This window comes from Peptoniphilus rachelemmaiella, from assembly GCF_943169845.1.
In the GTDB taxonomy this organism is placed as follows: domain Bacteria; phylum Bacillota; class Clostridia; order Tissierellales; family Peptoniphilaceae; genus Aedoeadaptatus; species Aedoeadaptatus rachelemmaiella.
In genome coordinates this window covers 1-20,484 of record NZ_CALPBW010000007.1, presented here as the reverse complement: position 1 = coordinate 20,484, position 20,484 = coordinate 1, and the positions used below count along the sequence as shown (strand labels likewise).

13 protein-coding genes are annotated in these 20,484 nt (G+C 50.8%); all 13 read left to right on the top strand.

Features of this window, described 5'->3' with window-relative positions; translation table 11 throughout:
- Positions 1–35 precede the first annotated feature (35 nt).
- The 13 genes from KO087_RS04150 to cydC all read left to right on the top strand — a co-directional run bounded on the left by KO087_RS04150 (position 36) and on the right by cydC (position 20,258).
- Positions 36–6,326, top strand: coding sequence for a S8 family serine peptidase (locus KO087_RS04150; RefSeq protein ID WP_215508027.1), 6,291 nt, complete (start codon positions 36–38; stop codon positions 6,324–6,326).
- Positions 6,327–6,462: 136 nt separating this feature from the next.
- Positions 6,463–7,296, top strand: coding sequence for a helix-turn-helix domain-containing protein (locus KO087_RS04145; protein WP_215508026.1), 834 nt, complete (start codon positions 6,463–6,465; stop codon positions 7,294–7,296).
- Positions 7,297–7,312: 16 nt separating this feature from the next.
- A complete protein-coding gene (locus KO087_RS04140) occupies positions 7,313–7,690 on the top strand; it encodes a YbaN family protein (protein WP_215508025.1) in 378 nt (125 codons plus the stop codon).
- Positions 7,691–7,709: 19 nt separating this feature from the next.
- Complete coding sequence (locus tag KO087_RS04135; protein ID WP_215508023.1) at positions 7,710–9,545, top strand: NEAT domain-containing protein; 1,836 nt, start codon at positions 7,710–7,712, stop codon at positions 9,543–9,545.
- On the top strand, positions 9,542–10,519 hold the full coding sequence (locus tag KO087_RS04130; protein ID WP_215508021.1) for a heme-binding Shp domain-containing protein: 978 nt from the start codon (positions 9,542–9,544) through the stop codon (positions 10,517–10,519). Before KO087_RS04135 ends, KO087_RS04130 begins: the two co-directional genes overlap by 4 nt.
- On the top strand, positions 10,491–11,375 hold the full coding sequence (gene isdE, locus KO087_RS04125) for a heme ABC transporter substrate-binding protein IsdE (RefSeq protein ID WP_215508020.1): 885 nt from the start codon (positions 10,491–10,493) through the stop codon (positions 11,373–11,375). Before KO087_RS04130 ends, isdE begins: the two co-directional genes overlap by 29 nt.
- Positions 11,359–12,375, top strand: coding sequence for a FecCD family ABC transporter permease (locus KO087_RS04120; RefSeq protein WP_215508019.1), 1,017 nt, complete (start codon positions 11,359–11,361; stop codon positions 12,373–12,375). The genes isdE and KO087_RS04120 overlap by 17 nt, the downstream gene beginning before the upstream one ends.
- A complete protein-coding gene (locus tag KO087_RS04115) occupies positions 12,365–13,132 on the top strand; it encodes an ABC transporter ATP-binding protein (protein WP_215508016.1) in 768 nt (255 codons plus the stop codon). The genes KO087_RS04120 and KO087_RS04115 overlap by 11 nt, the downstream gene beginning before the upstream one ends.
- Complete coding sequence (locus KO087_RS04110) at positions 13,133–13,648, top strand: flavodoxin family protein (RefSeq protein ID WP_215508013.1); 516 nt, start codon at positions 13,133–13,135, stop codon at positions 13,646–13,648.
- Positions 13,645–15,957 (top strand): S-layer homology domain-containing protein, encoded by a 2,313-nt coding sequence (locus tag KO087_RS04105; RefSeq protein WP_215508012.1) that lies wholly within the window; start codon positions 13,645–13,647, stop codon positions 15,955–15,957. The genes KO087_RS04110 and KO087_RS04105 overlap by 4 nt, the downstream gene beginning before the upstream one ends.
- Before the next feature lie 11 nt (positions 15,958–15,968).
- Entirely contained in the window at positions 15,969–16,826 is an 858-nt protein-coding gene (locus KO087_RS04100) for a stalk domain-containing protein (protein WP_215508011.1), read from the top strand.
- Between the two features lie 56 nt (positions 16,827–16,882).
- Positions 16,883–18,619, top strand: a complete 1,737-nt coding sequence (locus KO087_RS04095) for an ABC transporter ATP-binding protein/permease (protein WP_215508010.1) — start codon at positions 16,883–16,885, stop codon at positions 18,617–18,619.
- A complete protein-coding gene (gene cydC / locus KO087_RS04090; RefSeq protein ID WP_215508007.1) occupies positions 18,612–20,258 on the top strand; it encodes a thiol reductant ABC exporter subunit CydC in 1,647 nt (548 codons plus the stop codon). The genes KO087_RS04095 and cydC overlap by 8 nt, the downstream gene beginning before the upstream one ends.
- Positions 20,259–20,484 lie beyond the last annotated feature (226 nt).

The window sequence follows — 20,484 nt, the reverse complement described above, 5'->3', positions numbered from 1 at the left end:
TGTGAAAAAAGCAAGAAAGAGAGGATGCTCATCCAATGAGTAAACAAGGAGTTTCTATCAGACGATTTGTCATACCTGTGGTATTAAGTTTCTTAATGCTCTTTACAGCAATGATAAGTCCCAGCTTTGCAGCCGCCCCCAATGGGGCGGCCAAAGCTGCCTCCTTTGGCGATAAAGATCCATCGGAAAAAATCACCTTGCTCGTGGCGCTAAAGGAGCGCAAGCGAGAAAAAAGAACGGGATTACCGTCGGTGGATGCCGAAGATTTAAACACAAGAGAAAATATTCGCGCCCAAGTGGCCTATGCTCGTGCGGCGCGGGAAACTTTTTACAATAGCTTAAAGGCGGCCAAGATTCCTTACGAAGTGGTTGAAACCTACGACGTGGCCTACACCGGCGTCGCCTTGAAAGTACAGCGGAAAGAAATTCCCGTCATTGAAAAAATGGCGGACGTCGCCTCTGTGGAAATTTCCCAACAGTTTAAGGCGCCGAAAAAATCCATCATGCCCCGCTCCTTCGGAAAGACGGACACCTCGTCCAATAATATGGTGGAAGCAAACAAGGCGTGGAAAAAAAGCTACGCCGGAAAAGGCAGCGTCATCGCCGTCATCGACTCCGGCGTGGATCCTTACCACGAAGCCATGAAGCTCAGCGATCCAAATAGCGGTCGCATCAAAAGTCAAGGCGAAGTGAAGAAGTTGATCAGCGACTTGGACATCGCCCGCGGCGAGTACTTCAGCTCGAAGATCCCCTTCGGCTACAACTACGCCAACAAATCCACTTCCATTAAAGAATTTGATCCCATGAGCCACGGCATGCACGTTTCGGGCATTGTGGCAGGGAACAGTAATAAAATTCAAGGGGTGGCGCCGGAAGCACAAATCGTCTTTATGCGCGTTTTCGGCGGCGGCATGTTCGGCAACGGCACTTCGGCGGAAATTTATACCAAGGCCATTGACGATGCCATTAAATTGGGCGTGGATTCCATGAACATCAGCATCGGCTCCCCTGCCGGTACGGAAGATTATGTCTTCCCGAATACCGTGCGCGCCCTTGAAAAAGCAAAGCAAGCGGGGATTCTCGTAGCTATTGCGGCGGGGAACAACGGCTTCTTCGGCTACTCTCCCGGCTCAAATGCTAAGCCGAAAGCGGAAAATCCGGACATCGGTATGTTGGCCGACCCCTCCGTCAGCCCCAATTCTCTTTCCGTGGCCTCCATTCAAAATATGCAGGTGGCCAAAAAGGGCATTCAAATTAAGGGCGACGATCGCGTGTTAAGTTTCCAACCGACGGCCATTGGCAAGGTAACGGATCAATGGGTTTCCTTAAAAGATTGCGGTTACGGGCGGCCAGAGGACTTTAAAGAAAACGGAGACGGGAACACCTACGCTTTAATCGAGCGTGGCGAGCCGGGCCCTGTTGCCGGCGATCCCCTTTCTTTTACAGATAAGATTAACAATGCCCGGGACAAGGGGTATGCAGGCGTTATTATTTACGATAATGAGCCGGATATGCCTCTAATCCAAGTGGAAGCGCCGGGGACGACCATTCCCGCCGCTTTTGTTAACAGGAAAGACGGCCTTTATTTAAAGAGCATCATCGAAAGAAATCCCCAAGCACAAATTCGTTTTAACGACGAGTATGTTTACAGTATAAGTGAAGACGGCGGCCAACCCTCGGAATTTTCCTCTTGGGGTTTAACGCCTAATGGCAATCTGAAGCCGGATATTGCGGCGCCGGGTGGCGGCATTCTTTCTTCATTGAACGACAATCAATACGGCGTCATGGACGGTACTTCCATGGCGGCACCCCACGTCGCCGGCGGCGTGGCCCTTGTGAAACAACGGGTAGAGAAAGATTTCTCTGATATTCACGGTGATAAGAAGTACGATCTCATTAAAAAACTGTTAATGTCTACGGCGCAACCTTACAAATACAAGGACTCCGGAGCCTATGCCTCGCCTCGTCAACAAGGCTCGGGCCTGATGCAAGTGGATAAAGCCATTACGACCACCGCCTTTATCGAAGGATCCCACGGCTTAACTTCCATCAATCTAGGCAAGAATTTAAGCGGCGACAAGGTCACCGTACCCTTTAAAATCGTCAATTTGTCAGATAAACCGAAGACCTACACCTACTACGGCGTGTTAAATACGGACAAGGTCGAAGGCGGCAAGATCGTCTTGCGTCCTCAAAAGATTTCCGAAAGCGAAAGGAAAACCGTCACAGTCGAACCCCATCAATCCCTGGAATTAACGGTAGAACTTCCCGTAACGGGTTTGGATAAGCTAGAGCAAACCATGCCCAACGGCTTCTTCCTGGAAGGTTTTGTCTTCTGCGAAGAGCAAGGCGGCGTGAATTTGTCGGCTCCTTTCGTCGGATTCCACGGCAATTTCGACAAGCTGGAAATAGCGGAGACACCCCTTTACGATTTAGTGAAGGCGAAGAAGCGCTCCTACTACTATGACAAAGGCGGAGAAGACGATTACTACGGCACCAATATCGGCGGCGAAATCGACAAAAACCTTATCGTATTAGGTGCGCAAGCCAACTCGACGAAGGCCAATCCCGTCTTCGATAAAGAAAAGATCGCCTTCTCGCCCAACGGCGACGGCAGAGCGGACAAGGCCATCTTTATGGCGACCTTCCTGAGAAACTTCGGCGGTGTCGAAATCGCCATTAGAGATCATCAAGGCAAGCAAGTTTATTACAGCAAAAACCCGGAAGATCACGGCGTGAAAAACTTCTTCGTGGATCCGAGAATGGGCAATATGTTTGCCAATAATATGATGACCACCAAGCCCCACTGGCAATGGAACGGCAACGATTTATCGGGTAAGCCCCTTCCCGATGGAAAATACTACATGACGGTAAAAGTTGCCGCTGCCGGAAAATCCATCGGCGCGGACAGCCAAGTGATGGAATTCCCCATCACCATGGACAGAGTGTATCCTCGCGTGACGAAGGCATACTTTAACGCCGACAAGAGCACCTACACCGTCGAATCCATCGACGAAAACGGCTCCGGCATTCTTTCTGTGCGCTTGAAAAAAGGCAAAGACACCATCGAGCCCAAGATGGAAAACGGGAAATATGTTTTCGACTTAAAAAATATAAAGATCGAAGATTACGAAGTGGAAATCAACGACCAAGCCCGCAACGATGTACACTATCCTCTTGCAAGCGGCGAACGCACCGGCAACGAACGGAGCGTGCGCATTAAGGCTTTGGCCGGAAGCGAAGCCGTACCCAGCGAAGCCTTTACTTGGACGGTACAAAGTCCCGACGGAAAAATCGAAGACCCGAATAATCTTTCTCCCGGAAAGCATTTACTCGTGGTTAACGTGAAAGACGGAAACTACAAATTAATCGGCAAGAAAGCCCAGGAATTTGAAATCGGAGAAGACGAGCTTGTGAAAGAGCTGGAAGTGCACTTTGAATCCGTCGCTACGGCAGATGTTCACATTAGCTTGAACAATCCCGACAAGGTGAACGTGTCCCTCGTGGTAAAAAATAAAGACGTGGAAGGCCAAGAATATGTACCGACCATTGTCAACCCCGGTCTTCAAACCATTAAGCTGCCCTTAGGCAATTACACCATCGATGTAAGCGGCATTCAGAAAGACTATTACGCCATGGTCGACGGCGGCGAAGATTTCACCGTGGACAGTCAAAAACTGTTGACGAAGAGCGTCAACGTTAACAAAGTCGAAAGCAAAGAAATAAACGTTCGCTTAAACCGAAAAGGTTATGACGGCGCTCTTCGCTTAAAGTTAATCGGCAAAGACGTATACCGAACGGAGCAAAATATAGAATTTGCACCGGGACAAAAGGAAAAGAAAGTACGCCTTAACTTCATTCCCTCCAATGTAGAACTCCAAGATATGGAAGACGGCTATTACGGACTAAGTGATCGTTCCAAAACATGGGCTGCCAATACCAGTGCCAGTGCTTGGACCGTCACCCTCAAGCCCCTTGAGGAAAAAGATCCCAACTACGTCGACAAGAATAAACTTCGCGCATTAGTCGCCAAGGCACGGGAAGCCCTGGCTCATAAGTCGGAATACGCCATGGAAACGAAGGACGATCTACGTCACTGGCAATACATCGACCTTTACCTGCCCATGGCGGAACAAACCATAGCCAACGACAATGCAAGCCAAGACGACGTGGACAAAGTTTACAACAACTTAAACGAAGGCCTCAGCAAGCTGCGCAAAAAAGGCGAATCTAGCTTCGATCAATCGAAATTAAAGCGTGCCATTGAACATGCGGAAGCTTTAAAGGCTGAAGACTACACCGATAAGACGTGGCAAAAAGTACAAAAAGCTTTAGAGAAAGCGAAAGCCATCCTTCAAAAACCCGACGGGGAAAAGAATCAGGATAAGGTCAATAATGCGACTTACGATCTTAACGATGCCCTGGACGGATTGAAGCGCAAAGACGGCGCCGCTTTGGTCGATAAAAAAGTGCTGGAAGAAGCGTTGAAGGCTTACAAGGACGCTCAATACAATAGGAGCGACTTTACGTCGGAATCCTTCCGTCGCTTGGAATTGGCAGTGGAAGCAGCGGAAGAGCTTATGGATCGCCCCTTCCCCTCACAAGAGGAAGTCAACGGCGCGGCACAGGAATTACGAGAAGCCATGGCAAAGCTTCACTCCATTACGGGCAAGAAAGAGCGGGAAGCTGAGCGCGAAGCATTAAAGCAAGAGCTCTTAGCGGCGCGCGAGCTAAAAGAAAGCGATTATACGCCTAAAAGCTGGCTGCAATTACAAGAGCGCATCGCCTATGTACAGAGAATTGCCGATAACGAAAAATCCAGTTTAGATAGTTTGAAATACGGACGTAGGACCTTAAAAGAAGCCATTGCTCTTCTGGAAAAAGCGTCTCAAGAAGAAGCGGCGAAAACAGAAATCTTCGAGCTTCCCTTTAGAGCACTTCACGCAAGCAAGGATCAAGATTCTATGGCCGCCGGCGTCTTCAAATCCCCTGCGAAGGTGGTCAAGACAACGGACAAAGAGGGCAAGATCAATTACCGCGTCACTGTCAATTGTAAGGTTCTTCAAATTGGGAACCTGGAAGGTCATTTGAAAGACATTCTCTTTGCCTCTACCGATATGGAGGGCAAAGTGGACGCCATGCCCGTCATCAACAAAGTAACCGATGCCATGGGAGACTTAACCTCTGTCACCATCGACATGGGCAAAGACCTTCGTCGGGAACATTTCGTGAAAGTGAAATACGTCCTGGGCAACGCACCCGACTTCCATAAAGATGTTATGCGGCTAAGCTACGATATCGACAACATGAAGCAGGTTGAAGAATCGGAAGAAAAACCGCCGAAGGTGGACGAGGCCCTCGAAAAAGCAAAAACGGCATTGAAAGAGGCCATTGAAAAAGCGGAAAGAAAACTTGCCGCCGCAACTTATACGGCAGAATCGAAAGCCAAGCTTGAAGATGCCATTCACTCGGCCAAGGCGGCTTTAGAAGGCAACGATGTATCGGCCATGGATCGAGCAGTAACCTCTGTTTACGACGCCATGGATCAATTGGTAACGGAAACACCGAAGCCGGAGCCTACACCCGACGTGCCGAAGCCGAAGCCGGAGCCGACACCCGACGTGCCGAAGCCGAACCCTTGGCCTCGCCAAGAGCCGAGAGGCGAATCGCCTGCACCTTCTAACCGTCCGAGCCATCAAGGATCGGCGCCTGAGGCGAAACAACCTGAGGCGAAGAAGGAAGCACCAAAGCATGTGGAACAAAAAGCAAACAGCTTTACGGTGAAAGCGCCTGAAAAAGCTTATGTAAAAGGCTTCCCCGACGGCAGCTTTAAGCCGAACAAGAAAGTGACCCGCGGGGAAGTGGCTCAAATTTTGAATCAATTCATTCAAAACAGCGACGCCTATCGTCTCCCGAAGGATGTAAGCGGCAAAGAGTGGTACGGAAATAGCGTGGCTCGACTCCACGGCCTGAACATTTTAAATGGCTATAACGACGGCAGTCTGCAACCGGAAGGAAGCATGACCCGCGCGGAGCTTGCGGCCATCATGACCCGCATCTTAAATCTGAAGGCAGAAAACGCCCGCTTCAACGACGTAAAAGGCGGCGCTTGGTACAACGGCTACGTCGGCGCCGTGCAAAATGCGGGGATCATTCAAGGCTACCCCGACGGCACCTTTGGCGGCGAGCGCACGGTAACCCGTGCGGAACTTATCGTCATTGTAAACCGTGCCTTTAAAGTGGTCGGTCGACCCGGCACGATGCAATTTAAAGATGTTCCCGCCAATCACTGGGCTTATAAAGAAATTCAGAAGGCAGCCAATTAATTGTGGAGGGGTGCGGATGATTCCGCATCCCATTCCATGATTAAAAAATGATTGCATGCCGGGCAATAAAAACTTACAATGAAAATGTGTATGCAATGATAAAGCGTATCAATAATTTCATTGGAAGGATGACGCTATGACGGATTTACATTTAACAGAACAACAACAAAAATATCTACTGTGCTTTACCGAAGAGCACCCGAGTCGCACGATTATCGACTTAAGTCAAATCTTTGCGTGTTCTCGGCCCAATGCAAAGAAAATGCTGGACCGAATGGTTAAGGCCGGGATTTTATACAAACAAAAAAATGATTACTACGTCACCGAAATCGGCATGTTGATTAAAGATAAATTGGAGCGGGAAAAGCAATTGCTTGCCCTAACCATGCAAGGCATTTTCGGCCTTGAAGAAGATCGGGCCACGAGCTTCTCCTCGCAGCTTATCGGCAAGGGAGAGGATTGCATCGCCTGCTTCCTGTTGCAAAAATCGAAGTTATTCGAACATTTGCCGGAGCCGGGGCAGAAGGTGCCCGGGGAATTTCTTCTTCACATTTTGGAAAAGAAGACTTATCCTGTGTATCTCACTATTTTCCAACAACACATCGACGAAAATGAAGCGGCGATTCGCCCTTCCATGGCCAACAAGGTCTTTGAACACAAGGCGGATCTGGTCATCGACGCATCGCCCCATGTGGTGTTTGCCACCCGTTCTCTGAAAAAAGAACACAAAGGGCATATGAAACACGGTGCGGTGAAAGAGTTGGTTTACCAAAAAGACGGCGAAAGCCATGCCATTCCCTTTAAGGATCGGCAAGTGGAAATCCCTCTGGATGTTTTCGGCGAGTGGACCTATTTAGGTGGCGGCGTCCTGTTGTCTTACACCTGGTTCCGCTCCCATGCGGCGGTGAACTTTTCCGGCCACCGGGCCGAGGCGAATTATCTTTTGGTTTTAAATCTTGCACAGTGTTAGTTAAAGGAGCGGATAGTTGAAAATAGTATTTATGATTCTGGGCTTTCTCTTTACGGGAATCGGCCTCATCGGCGTGTATTTGCCGGTGCTGCCTACCACGCCCTTTCTGATTTTGGCGGCGGCATGTTTTGCGCGGGGCTCGGAAAAATTTCACACATGGCTCACCCAATTGCCTCTGTATCAAAACAATGTGGCGCCCCTGTTGGAAGGCAAGGGCATGACGAAAGAGAAAAAGTATAAAGTGCTCGCACTCATTACTTTGCTTCTGGCCATTTGCTTTTTCGTGATTCCCGTGAAACACGCCCGCATGGCCATCGTCTTCGTACTGGCGCTCCACTACTATATTTTCCTGAAGCGCATACCCACGCAAGCTGAGGCAACTGCAGAGGAATAGGATCACAAAGGATGGGGACATGAAACGATATAAATTCATACTTCTGCTTGTCCTCGCCGTTTTACTTATTCCCGGCGGCGCATGGGCGGGCGGTGGCACAGCGAAAGTGATGCTGTTAAAGAAAACAGAAAACGCCCCTTCCATGGCGCAAAAGGCATTAAAGCCGGAGGCGAAATGGATTGAAAAGGGCAATGAACGCCTGCTCACCTTGGAATTTTTGCCCTTAGACTTTATGGGCGCCCGCGGCTATTTAGGCGAAGTCACCGTAGATGGTCGTGGCGTTCAGGTGGTGGACTATTACAAGGATTACGATAGCTACAACGACCCGAAAAAGGGCAGCGACCCGCGGGTGAAGGGCAAGCTTTATCCGAAGAGCGTCACCTTTTCCGTGGATCCCAATCGCGCCATCTACGACTTGAAGTTTTACGTGCCGGTTATGGGAGAAATGGGCTTCGGCGAACAGGAAGCCCGCTTAAAAGTCGACTGGCCAAATAAGGGCAGCGAAAAGGCGGAGCCTGCGGCGAAAAAAACGCCGCCTTCTGATGTGCCCGGAGCCACGTCGTCGCCTTTAGATGTAGAGGACGGCCTCTACTCCCTCGATGTTGCTTTGTGGCACGAAACGGAAGACAAGCCGTCCATGGGCAACGGCGCTCTGGATCCCAAGGCGGAGCTTTTAGTAAAAGACGGCAAAGGAACCTTGTTTTTAGGGACGAAGGCCTTGAAAGTTTCGAATATACAGGCATCACTCAGCCGCGTGTTTTACGAAACCGACGACGGATTTTCCGCGGCACGACCTCTTTGCTACGATCTGCAACCGGAGAAAGAGCCATTGCCGCGTCCGAGTATCTTTGCCATGCCTCTGGATGTGAAAAAAGACACGATTCGCCTGAAGGTGGATCCGAAAGTGGCGCCGATGGGTGACGAGCCTTTAAATGCCCGCTTGAAATTGGATTTTCAAAGCGTAAAAAAAATCCAGGCCGACGAGCACACCTTGGCCCATCGGGCGGAGGTGGGGCCGAAGGCACCGTCTTTTACAGAGGCCCACAGCTATGCAGACAAAGGCGTGGTGCTCTCCGTGCCGGCAGGAGGCTTTGGCGAAGCATTTGAATTTTACGCCAACGGTCTTGTGGGGCGGGATCTTCAAACCGCTCTCGGGAAGCTCAATCTTCCTGCGGGCACAAAGGCTTACAACCTTTCTTGTCGAAGGCCCATTGAAAGGATTCCGAAAGATTACAAGGGATCGGTACAAGCCTTGGGAACAAATCTTTCGCCGCAAAAGCCCGTGGCGGTAGCCATTCCCTTCCAAGGTACCGTGGCGGAGATTTACGACGAAAAAGGAGAGAAACTGACCTCAAAAATAAAAGAGGGAAGCATTCACTTTGAAACAAAAAGCTTGGGCACCTTCTTTATTAAAACTGCGAAAACCGCGGCAAAGCCCGTCGCAAACGGCGGCTTAAAGATTAAACCGCCTGCGAAGGTGAAGGCCGTGAAGACGCCGAAAAGTCAGGGGACGAAGCCTGTAACATTGAACGCTTCATCGCCTACAACATCGACGAGTGAGCCCACCAATGTGAGTCCGTCGACGCCTGACGATACGCCGGCGGACGGGGAGGCGCCGTCTTTCGAAGAAGGCAGCTATGACGAAGGCACGGGGATCGCGGACCGGGAATCCATCCCCAAGGCGCCCGTGAACGAAGAAGAATTACAAGAGAAAGAGAGGCCGGGTCTGATTATTTTTTGTTTGACGGTTATCTTCGCCGCATTAGGCGGCGGCGCGTACATGACGAGAAAGTATTACCGCATGTATATGGACGAAGTGATCTATGAAGCGGAAAGGGAGAGGGAAGCGCAATGAAAAAGCTATTGTCTCTTCTTTTGGCGATCTTTCTTCTGGTGCCTAACATCAGTTTTGCCGAAGGCCCTTCCATTGTGGACATGCACGCTTCCTATCGCCACCCGATCACCGGGGCCATTGAAGATTCGGGAAAGAATGAAGGCATCGGCCAAGGCATGGCGGAAGGCGTGTTGGATCCCCAGGCCCTTTACGAGGAAGTGGGCGGCAAGCGGATGTTAACCATTCGCCTGCACATGATGGACAATGTGTCGAAAGTAAGCATCGCCGCGGAAAAACGCGGCGCAAGCGGCTTTAGCAATGTATCCTACGATTCGCCACAAGGCGGCGGCGAATGGAAAGATTTTCGCTTTCAACTGCCGGCGAAGGAATGCGTGATTCGCCTGAGTCTGTTTATCGACGCAATGGGCCGCGAAGTAATTTTTTACGGCGACATGGGAAACATGACGCCGGGCAATACGGATTTCGTTTTGTCCCAAGGCGCGGCGGCGCCAAAGCAGGCGCCTCAAAAAGCGGCACCGGCGAAAAGCGGAGCGCCCGCCAAGACAAAAGTGGACGCAGCGGCACCGGCGGCTTCGGCATCAAAAACCCCCGCTTCTTCGCCGAAGAGTCCGCCCCAAGAAGGAGGGAGTGCCGATAAAGATGCCCTCACCCACGGCGGCGCGTCGGGCCTTGGCGATACGGAAAGCGACATCGGTTACGAACACGGTCTTTTAACGGAAGATTCGCCGGAGATACAATCCCTTGAAAATGGCGAAGCTGCCAAAGGCGACAAAACCGAGACGCCAAAGAAAAAAGCCCCTTGGGGGCCTGCGACGCGGATTGTTTTTGCATCCATGATGGCGATTTTGGTCTTTGTGACTTGCGGCGCCCTGGCGGCCGGCGGCCTGTTCTATGTTTTGGCACAGAAAAAGCGCCTGCTCAATGAATTAAGAGAGGAAGATGACGATGAAGACTTCAGTTTTGAAGATTTTTAGTGTCGCCCTCGCTCTCTTTTTCCTGGCAGGCTGTGTCAATCAAAAGGCGAAACCTGAAAAGCGCATCGACGGCGACCACGCCCGCATCATCACTACATCGGCGGCTTGTGCCGACATCATGGACAAGCTGGATGTGGATCTCGTCGCCATTGCGGAATCGCAATTGGAATCGCCGCCGGCGCGATACGCCAACTTGCCCACCATCGGCATGGCCATGAATCCGGATATGGAAAAAATAGCATCCATGAACCCGGACTACGTCTTTTCTCCGGCGAGCCTTATGCCCGACCTCTTGCCGAAGTATAAGGCGGCGGGCATTCACTTCGGTTTTTTGAATTTATCCAATGTGCCGGGGATGTATCGCTCCATCGAGGACATGGGCCGTCTTTTAAATCGGGAGAAAGAAGCGGCGGCCCTCGTAAAAGATTACGAGGAGTTCATGAAGGACTTTAAATCGCGAAACAAGGGGCCCGCGCCCAAAGTGTTGATTCTCATGGGCCTTCCCGGGTCCTATGTGGTGGCGACGGACAAGTCTTATGCAGGCAGTTTAGTGAAGCTGGCCGGGGGAGAGAATGTCTACCCCGATGACGATCAGCAATTTTTAACGGTCAATACGGAAGATATGCTGGAAAAAGATCCGGACATTATTCTCAGAACGGCACACGCCATGCCCGACAAGGTGCATCAAATGTTTCAAGATGAATTTAAAAACAACGACGTCTGGAAACATTTCCGAGCCGTAAAAGAAAATAAAGTGTATGACCTTAATACGAAGATATTTGGTATGAGTGCCAATTTTTCCTACAAAGAGGCACTGGGAGATTTAGAAAAGGTGTTTTATGGACAAGGGAACTGACGAATTAAAACAAAAAGTACGCAGGCGATGGATTTCCTTCGCCGCCGTCGCCGTCCTCCTGGTCGTGGTCTTTTTCTTCTCCCTGACGGAGGGCTCATTAAAATTAGGCGTGGGACAAATTTTGCGCGGTCTATTCTTCTCCTATGACGGAGATGTGGCGCGGATTTACGATTTGCGCTTCCCGCGGGTCTTTATCGCCATTTTAGCCGGTGCGGCCCTGGCCACATCGGGCACCCTTTTGCAGGCGGTGATGAAAAATCCCTTAACGGATCCCGGGATCATCGGCATTTCTGCAGCGGCAAACTTCGTAAACTCCATGGTGCTGGCCCTGTCGCCTGCCCTTTTGGGCTTCTCGCCTCTGTTCTCCATCGCCGGCGGTCTTTTCGCCTACTTTTTGATCTACACCCTGGCATGGGACGGCGGCGTGCGGCCCACGCGATTAATTCTCGTGGGCGTGGCCTTGAACATGACTTTTATCGGCATCGGCGAAGGCATTAAATCCGTTATGGGGCGAAATTTAAGCGCCACCCAGGCCATTATCGAAGGCAATGTGGCGCAAAAAACTTGGAGCGATGTGCACATTCTCTGCCTTTACGTCATTATCTTTTTAGTGGCGGCGCTGTTTACCATCCGCTCGTTGAATTTATTGAGTCTGGAAGACAAAACCGCTCGCGCCCTGGGCGTACGCGTGGATCGCGATCGCTTTATCGTGGCGTTAATCGCCATTATTTTAGCCTCCGTCACCACGGCGGTAGCGGGCGTCATCGGCTTTTTGGGCCTGATCGTGCCCCACATCGGCCGGGTTCTCGTCGGCGGCGATCACAAATACCTCTTGCCCTTTAATATGCTCCTGGGCAGTTTGGTCTTGCTTCTGTCGGACACGGTGGGGCGCATCGCGGCCTATCCCTACGAAATACCGGCGGCGGTGATCATGGCTGTCTTCGGCGGGCCCTTCTTTATCGCATTGTTGAAACTGGGAGGCGAAAACTATGGAGATTAAAAACCTAAGCTACGCCTATACCAAGGGCCATTTGATTTTAAACAAGCTCAATTTAAAAGTGACACCCGGCGCCATTACCACCTTAATGGGGGCCAACGGCTCGGGAAAATCCACGCTATTGAAAATACTGAGCCGCCAAATGAAGCCGAGCCGCGGCCGGGTGCTTTTGCACGGAAAAGATATTTTCTCCTATCCGCCGAAAGACTATGCCCGCGAGCTTGGCATCGTCCATCAACAAAATCGCATCATCGGCGATTTAAAGGTGAAAGACTACGTTTCCTACGGCAGAAATCCCTACTTAAAACCCCTGCAGAAATATTCCGCAGAGGACATGGAAGAAATCGAACGGGCCATGGAAATGACCGGCATCACGGAATTGGGGCAGAGAGAAATCAGAACCCTCTCCGGCGGGCAAAAGCAGCGGGTGTTTATCGCCATGGCTTTGGCCCAATGCTCCGATATTCTTTTGCTGGACGAGCCCACCACTTATTTGGACATTAAGTATCAGCTGGAAATATTGCGTTTGGTGAAAAAAATCAACGAAGAGCGCAACACCACCATCGTCATGGTGCTCCACGATATTATGCAGGCCATTAATTATTCCCACGAAGTCATCGGCATGTACCACGGTAAAATCGTCTACCAAGGCGATCCCAAGGAGGTGCTGAACAGTCGCGTCATCAGCAAACTCTACGGCACGGAGCTGGAATTGATCGAGGTCGGCGGCGCGTCCATTGTAAAACCCAAGGAGGATTAGATGAAAGGATTTATAGCCTACTCGTCGAAGACGGGAAACACAAAGCGCATGGCGGAGTATCTTTACGACGCGCTGAAAGAAAATCGGGATTTGACCCTTTTGGATCTGAAGGACAAGCCGGATCTGTCGGCCTACGACTACGGCCTTCTCGGCGGATGGTGCGATCGCGCCTTGCCCGATAAGGCGGTGATGAAAATCTTGGATCGCGCGCCGAAAAAAACAGGTCTCTTTTTAACCATGGGCGCCATGCCCGATTCCGAACACGGGGCGCGGGCCATGGAAGGCCTCGAGAAATGCCTCGCCGATCACAAGAAAGAAAGCTTGGGAACCTATTTGTGTCCCGGGAAAGTAGACGAAAAATTGGCCGCCCGCATCGATTTGCTCGTCTTTGTGCCGAAGGATGCCAGGGAGCAAATGAAAGAGGCATCGGAAAAATCCAGAGAGGCGACGGAAGAGGAGCTGAAGGAAGCGGCAATGTATTTCACAGAACAATTGGAAAAAGGAGGTATTCGATGAAAATTCGTTCGACAAGTTTGGCCATGGCGGCCATGATGAGTGCCGGTTTTTTAGCGGCGCCGATTAATGTATTGGCCAAGGCACCGGAAATGCCCCAAGGTATTTACGCACAACCTTTTGCCGACGGAGAACAAGCTGCGGCAAAGGAAAAGCATTATGATTTGGACTGGAAATTAAAGAGGGCTGACAGCCCGGGTAATAAATCCATGGCTCAGGACCATATAGAGAAAATAACGGCTGTGGAAAAGGATGGTAAGTGGACATTTACCATTTCGATAAAACCGGAATCCAGTCAATTCATTGGTAAGTTTTACTACTACAAGGATGGAACTAAGTCTGAGACTCAACAAAAGGGAAATGACTGGTCCTTTACCCTTGATTCAAAACCTGAGAATCCGATTAAGCTGGCATTTGCCATTACTGTCATGGAGGGAAAAGAAAAGGAAGCTTTCCTCGAAATTTCGAAGTACAAGGAAATAAAAGGCGAGGCATCGCAGGAGCCGGAAACACCCGGACAAAAACCCAAGGAAGAAACGGCCCTTGAAAAGGCGAAAAAAGCCTTGGACGAAGCCGTTAAAAAAGCCAATGGCGAGGACAAAAACGGCTGGGACGGTGACGTAGCAATGGCACTCAATGCCACCGCAAGTGCAGCAGATGCCCTTTTACAAGATGCATCGGCCAAGGAAGAAGACCTCACTTTAAAAGTTAGTGAACTGAACTTCCTCCTCGCCCTCGGTGAAAAAACAAAGGGCATGGACGATACGGCTAAAAAAGTTTACGAAGGATTTTTAACCGTTGCCTCGGAGTTAAAGGATACAAAGCTTGCCGATAAAGGAGCACTGAAAAAGAATCTCGATGAAAATGCCGCTCTATTAAAAGCTACGGATAAAAAAGATGAAGATCTGAAAAAAGCAGGCGAAGCCTTTGCCCTCTTTATGGGAAACTCCAAGCCTGCCGATAAGATGGATATAGGCAATTTGAAGGCACTGATCGATCAAAAGAAAAAAGTCGATCCCTCTTCCTATACGGAAAAATCGCAAAAGGAATTAAAGGATCTTTTGCAAACGGCGGAGAAAGAAATTGAAGGCGACAAGCTGACGAAAGGGCGCGTTCGGGAACTGGAAGCGGCCATTTACAGCTGGCACGGCGAACTCAAACAAAAGGAAGTCCCCAAGGATGAAAACAAAGACAAGCCCAAGGATGAAAATCCCCTCGACAAGAAGGACGAAAAGAAAAAGGGTCAAACCCTGCGCTACGAACTCCCTGTGGCATTGACCAAAGTCGGTGGCGGCAAGTCCATGGCATCTTCCGCCTTGAGCTCCTCTGCCACCGTGGATGTCTACAACGGCCGCTACACCTACTATGTTCAATTTAAGCCCATGAAGATGAACAATATGGAAGGCCGCCTGACCAATCTCTTTTACTACGACGGCGGGAAACGCCGCGCATCCTATCACGGCGACGGCCTCTGGTCCTTTACGCTCAATGACAAAGTGCAATCCCAAAAAATCGCCCTATGGGTGGATGTCATGGACAAAATTCAAGGTGGCCCCGGTAAAGGGGAACAAGATGCCTATCTGCAATTTGACTGGAACAGCGCCAGAGAAACGCGCCGCATAGATGGTGAAGTGAAGACGCCTGAAAAACAGGTAGAAGAGCAAAAAACGGAAGACAAGAAAAAAGAAGAGCAGAAGTCCGCTGAAGAAAAGAAAAAAGAAGCCCTCAAGGCGAAAAGTGAAACAGAACGCAACGCTGTTTTGACGCAATTCAAGGATATCGGCGCCGATCACTGGGCCCTCAATGCCATCGCCCACAGCGTGGCCCGCGGCTACTTTAAAGGAGAAGGGGAAGGCCGCTTCGCACCGAACCGCGCCATCACCCGCGCAGAATTTGTCACGATTCTCGGAAGAAAAGCAGGCATCACGCCTTCCGGCGCATCCACAGCCTTTAAGGATGTAAAGGGCGATGCGTATTACGCCCCCTATGTGGCTTGGGCCGCATCTGCCGGCATGATTCAGGGCACAGGCGGCGGCAAATTTGAGCCGAACCGCACCATCACCCGCGAAGAAATGGCCGTGATCTTAGATAAATTCCTGAGCCATGAGAAAAAAGCGTACGCCTCCGCAGCGAAAGGACAGTTCCATGACGGAACAAAGATTTCTTCCTGGGCGAAGGATTCTGTCGAGAAGATGACCCGCCAAGGTCTCTTGAACGGCATGGGCAACGGCAATTTTGCACCGAAGGAAAGTTTCAGCCGCGCCCAAGCCGCACAAGTGTTGTACACCATTGATACCAAAGATATGAAATAAGGAGAACGACGATGAAAAAATTCTTATCCCTGGCCCTGGCCCTTGTATGCTTACTGGCACCTAATGTGGCCCGCGCCGAATCGAGCAAAACCTATGAAGTCCCCGTGGCATTAAAACACGCCACAGCCGAAAAAGAATCCATGGCCAACAAAGCCCTTTCTCCCGTTGCGGAAGTGAAGGAAGAAGGGGGCAAGTTCACCTATAAAGTGTATGTCAAGCCCCTGAATTTTATGAATCAAGAAGGGAATTTAACCAATCTCTTTGTTACCGCCCCGGGCCGTGAAGAAGCGGTCAAAGGCGCAGGCAAAGGGGAATACACGAAGAGCTTCAGCTTTGTGCGAAGCGGAAAAGATAATCTCGTAGACGTCGCTGTATGGGTGGATGTCATGGATCAAATGCAAGGTGGCACCCCCGGTGCCGGCGAACAAAAGGCGCGCCTGGTTTTCGATTGGTCTCAAGCAAAAATGATTCAAGGCGCCGAATCGAAAAAGGCTCCCGCTGCACCGAAAGCCAACAAAAACGCCATTACCATTTTGGTCAACGGCAAGGAAGTCAAAACAGACAGCCCGGCATTTATTAAAGACGGTCGCACCATGGTGCCCGTACGCTTTATCTCCGAAGCCCTGGGCCTGAAAGTAGGCTGGGATCAAAAGACCCGCACGGTTACCGTCGGCGAAGGCGCAAGCAGCATGAAGCTGGTCATCGGATCGAAGACCATTGTCCGTGCAGACGGCAAGAAAACAGCCATCGATGTAGCCGCCATGATTCAAAACGGCCGCACCATGGTGCCCATTCGCGCCATCGGCGAACTTTCCGGTGCCAAAGTGGACTGGAACGGAGCCAATCGCCAAGTCATTATTCAAAAATAGAAGGAAGCCGGCACCTTCGCCGGCCCTTTTATTTTCCGAAGGAAAGGAGGATAGAATTGATCGATAAGCGATTACTCCGCTATTTCAGCGAATCGAAAAAAGCCATCGCCAAGGTCGTTGGGCTGAAATTCCTGCTCTTGGTTCTCAATAGTTTGGCGACGGGACTTATGGTCTACGCCTTGCGCCTGTTTTTTACGGAAAGTGCTTGGCAAAAGCCCTTGTCCTTTGCCGTAGCCGGCAGTTTGATTATTTATCTCCTGCGCTTTGTCGTGGCGAAAAAAGAAGTGCGCCTCGCTTATGGCGCCTCTGCTTCGGTGAAAGAAAAAATGCGCACACGTCTCTTTCAAAAGCTCATGGGCTTCGGCGTGTACTACAAAGAGCGATTGCGCTCGGCGGAGGCGGTACAGATTATCGGCGAAGGCATCGACCAATTGGAAATTTATTTTTCCGCCTATTTGCCCCAGTTTTTTTACAGTATGATCGCGCCGATTTTTCTGTTTTTTGTCATCGGTTCCATGTCGTGGACCGTGGCCATTGTGCTTTTAATCGGCGTGCCCCTGATTCCCTTGGCTATCGCCTTGATTCAGACTTTTGCAAAAAAAACCTTCGCCAAATACTGGACGGAATACACCGATGTCGGGGACGAGTTTTTAGAAAACCTCCAGGGCCTTACCACCTTAAAGATCTACGGCACCGATCCTTATCGCCACAGGCAAATGGAAAAATCCGCCGAATCCTTCCGCGTGCAAACCATGCGGGTTTTAACCATGCAGCTTAACTCCATTATCGTCATGGACCTGGTTGCCTACGGCGGCGCAGCCATCGCCTTGGTCGTTTGCTTAAAGGCTTGTATGGCCGGGCGGTTGGACTTTTTTGACGCCCTGTTTATCTTGCTCTTATCGGCGGATTACTTTTTGCCCATGCGTCAATTGGGCTCCTTTTTCCACATCGCCATGAACGGCATGGCGGCGGCGGACAGAATGTTTGACCTTCTGGCCCTGGAAGAGGAAGAGGACGGCACATTGTCCATGGCAGCTGCCGATGAATTGACGGCGGAGAACTTGAGTCTGTCTTACGACGGCGAGAAAAAAGCCCTGGATCAATTGTCCTTCGACATCAAGGGACCGCAGCTTGTGGGCATTGTCGGGCCATCGGGCTCGGGGAAATCCACTTTGGCCGCCGTGTTGTCGAAGCAGTTAAAGGGCTACACCGGATCTCTGGCCTTTAGCCATGTGGAGCTTTCCCAAACGAAAGAAAAAAGCCTTTTGGATAACGTGACCTACTTAGGTGCCGAAAGCTATATAATGGGCGCAAGTGTACGGGAGCTATTGGCCATGGCCAATCCTCGCGCGTCGGAAGAAGCCATGTGGGACAGCTTGGATCGGGTGAACCTGAAAGAGTACTTCGCCGGGGAAGCGGGGTTGGATACGATGATTCAAAGTGGCGGCAGCAATCTCTCAGGCGGTCAACGCCAGCGGCTTAGCCTCGCCATGGCCCTTTTACACGACACGCCTATTTATATCTTCGACGAAGTGACCTCGAATATCGATGTGGAAAGCGAAGAAAAAATCGTGGGCGAAATTCGCGCCTTGGCCGAAACCCGCTTGGTTTTATTTATCAGCCATCGTCTGGCCAATGTGAAAGATGCCGGGCGGCTCTTGGTTCTGAATCAGGGGCACTTGGTGGAAGAAGGCCGCCACGAGGAATTGCTGGAAAAGGGCGGCATGTATGGCGATCTGTGGAAGACACAGGCGGAGCTTGAGCAGTACCGAGGAGGTGAGGTCTATGCGTAAACCATTGGAAGTGATGGGGCGGCTCGTGGGCATGGTCAAGCCCCTGGCCCCGGTTATGACACTGGCCATTACCCTGGGCGTGTTGGGCTTTTTCTCGGCAACGGCCATTTCCGCCTTAACGGCCTACGGTTTGGCATCGGCCTATTTCGATGGGTGGATTGCCCCGTCTTTGGTGGCGGCCATTCTGATTTGCGGCTTTCTTCGGGGTCCTTTGCGCTATGGTGAGCAGTTGTGTAATCATCACATCGCCTTTAAACTTCTCGCCATTTTGCGGAGCAAGGTGTTTGCATCCTTGCGAGAATTGGCGCCGGCGAAACTGGAGGGGAGAGATAAAGGCAATCTCATTACATTGATTACCTCCGATATTGAATTGCTGGAAGTCTTTTACGCCCACACCATTTCTCCGGCAGCCATTGCACTTATTTTCTCCCTTCTCTCCGTGGTCTTTCTCGCGAAGGCGGAGCCGCTCTTGGCGCTCTATGCCGCCTTTGGCTACACCGTCGTCGGCGTGGCACTGCCTTTGTATCTTTCCAAGCGAAATAAAAACCTTGGTCTCGATGCGCGAAATGCCAGCGGTCAATTAAGCGGCTTTGTCTTAGACGGCCTGCGTAGTCTGAGAGAAATTTTGCAGTACCGCTTCGAAGATATCTATTTAAAGAAATTAAAAACCATAAGTCGAGAAAGCATCGAGGCCAACGGTCGATTGAAAGACGAAACGGCTTTCGGCATGGCCACAACGGGCTTGGTATTAAGTCTCTTGCACCTGGGCCTGATGGTGGTGGCAGGCATGATTTATCTGAGGGGCACGGAAGATCCCGTCATGCTTCTTGCGTCGGTGGCATACATTCTTTCCTCTTACGGCCCCGTGCTCGCTCTGGCCGCATTGGGCAACACCCTGCAGCCTACCTTTGCCGCCGGCAATCGCGTCTTGGATATTTTAGACGAGCAACCGAAAGTAAAGGAAGTAAAGAAAGGGCGTTCCGTAGACTTCACCGGCGCCGCGCTGGATGACGTGAATTTCTCCTACGACCGCGCTCCCATACTACGTGGCATGAATCTGGATGTGAAGAAAGGGGAAATCCTCGCCCTGCAGGGAAAATCCGGTTCCGGAAAATCCACGATTCTTCGCTTGCTCATGCGCTTTTGGGACGTGGATGAAGGTTGCGTGAAGATTGGCGGCGAAGACATTCGCCACATCGAAACAGCCGCCTTAAGAGCGCAGGAAGGTTTTATGACCCAGGAAACCTATTTGTTTAACGACACCATTGCCACGAATCTGCGTCTGGCCCGATTGGATGCGACTGACGAGGAAATGGAAGCGGCCTGTCGCCGCGCCGCCGTCCACGATTTTGTCCTTTCCCTCCCGAAGGGCTACGACACGAAAATCGGTGAAATGGGCAGCCGCCTCTCATCGGGGGAACGGCAACGCTTGGGCCTGGCCAGGGCTTTCTTGCACGACGCACCCTTTTTGCTCTTGGATGAACCGACCTCAAATCTGGACAGCTTAAATGAAGCCATGATTTTGCGGTCTCTGAAAGAGACGGCGGGGAAGAAGACGGTGCTCATGGTGAGCCATCGCCCCTCCTCTTTAACCGTGGCGGATCGAATCATTCACTTAGAGACAGACAGGGTCTCGTAATTTAAAAAAGGCTCTATAATATCCGTTGGGGAGTAACCTCCTCAATGGATATTTTTATGCAAAAAGATAGCACTTGTTTTCCCTATCACCTAAAATTATATCACCACAAAATAATAAAGGGGGGCAAACAAGTGCAAAACAATATTACCACATTACTTTTAGGAATCCAAGATGTCGAGGTCACCGGTGTTTCAGAAGAAAGACGCCTGATTACCATTGATTGCAA

Coding starts and splice junctions, on each gene's coding strand:
- KO087_RS04150 (WP_215508027.1), top strand. CDS start 36: ATGAGTAAACAAGGAGTTTCTATCAGACGATTTGTCATACCTGTGGTA.
- KO087_RS04145 (WP_215508026.1), top strand. CDS start 6,463: ATGACGGATTTACATTTAACAGAACAACAACAAAAATATCTACTGTGC.
- KO087_RS04135 (WP_215508023.1), top strand. CDS start 7,710: ATGAAACGATATAAATTCATACTTCTGCTTGTCCTCGCCGTTTTACTT.
- KO087_RS04130 (WP_215508021.1), top strand. CDS start 9,542: ATGAAAAAGCTATTGTCTCTTCTTTTGGCGATCTTTCTTCTGGTGCCT.
- isdE (WP_215508020.1), top strand. CDS start 10,491: ATGAAGACTTCAGTTTTGAAGATTTTTAGTGTCGCCCTCGCTCTCTTT.
- KO087_RS04120 (WP_215508019.1), top strand. CDS start 11,359: ATGGACAAGGGAACTGACGAATTAAAACAAAAAGTACGCAGGCGATGG.
- KO087_RS04115 (WP_215508016.1), top strand. CDS start 12,365: ATGGAGATTAAAAACCTAAGCTACGCCTATACCAAGGGCCATTTGATT.
- KO087_RS04110 (WP_215508013.1), top strand. CDS start 13,133: ATGAAAGGATTTATAGCCTACTCGTCGAAGACGGGAAACACAAAGCGC.
- KO087_RS04105 (WP_215508012.1), top strand. CDS start 13,645: ATGAAAATTCGTTCGACAAGTTTGGCCATGGCGGCCATGATGAGTGCC.
- KO087_RS04100 (WP_215508011.1), top strand. CDS start 15,969: ATGAAAAAATTCTTATCCCTGGCCCTGGCCCTTGTATGCTTACTGGCA.
- cydC (WP_215508007.1), top strand. CDS start 18,612: ATGCGTAAACCATTGGAAGTGATGGGGCGGCTCGTGGGCATGGTCAAG.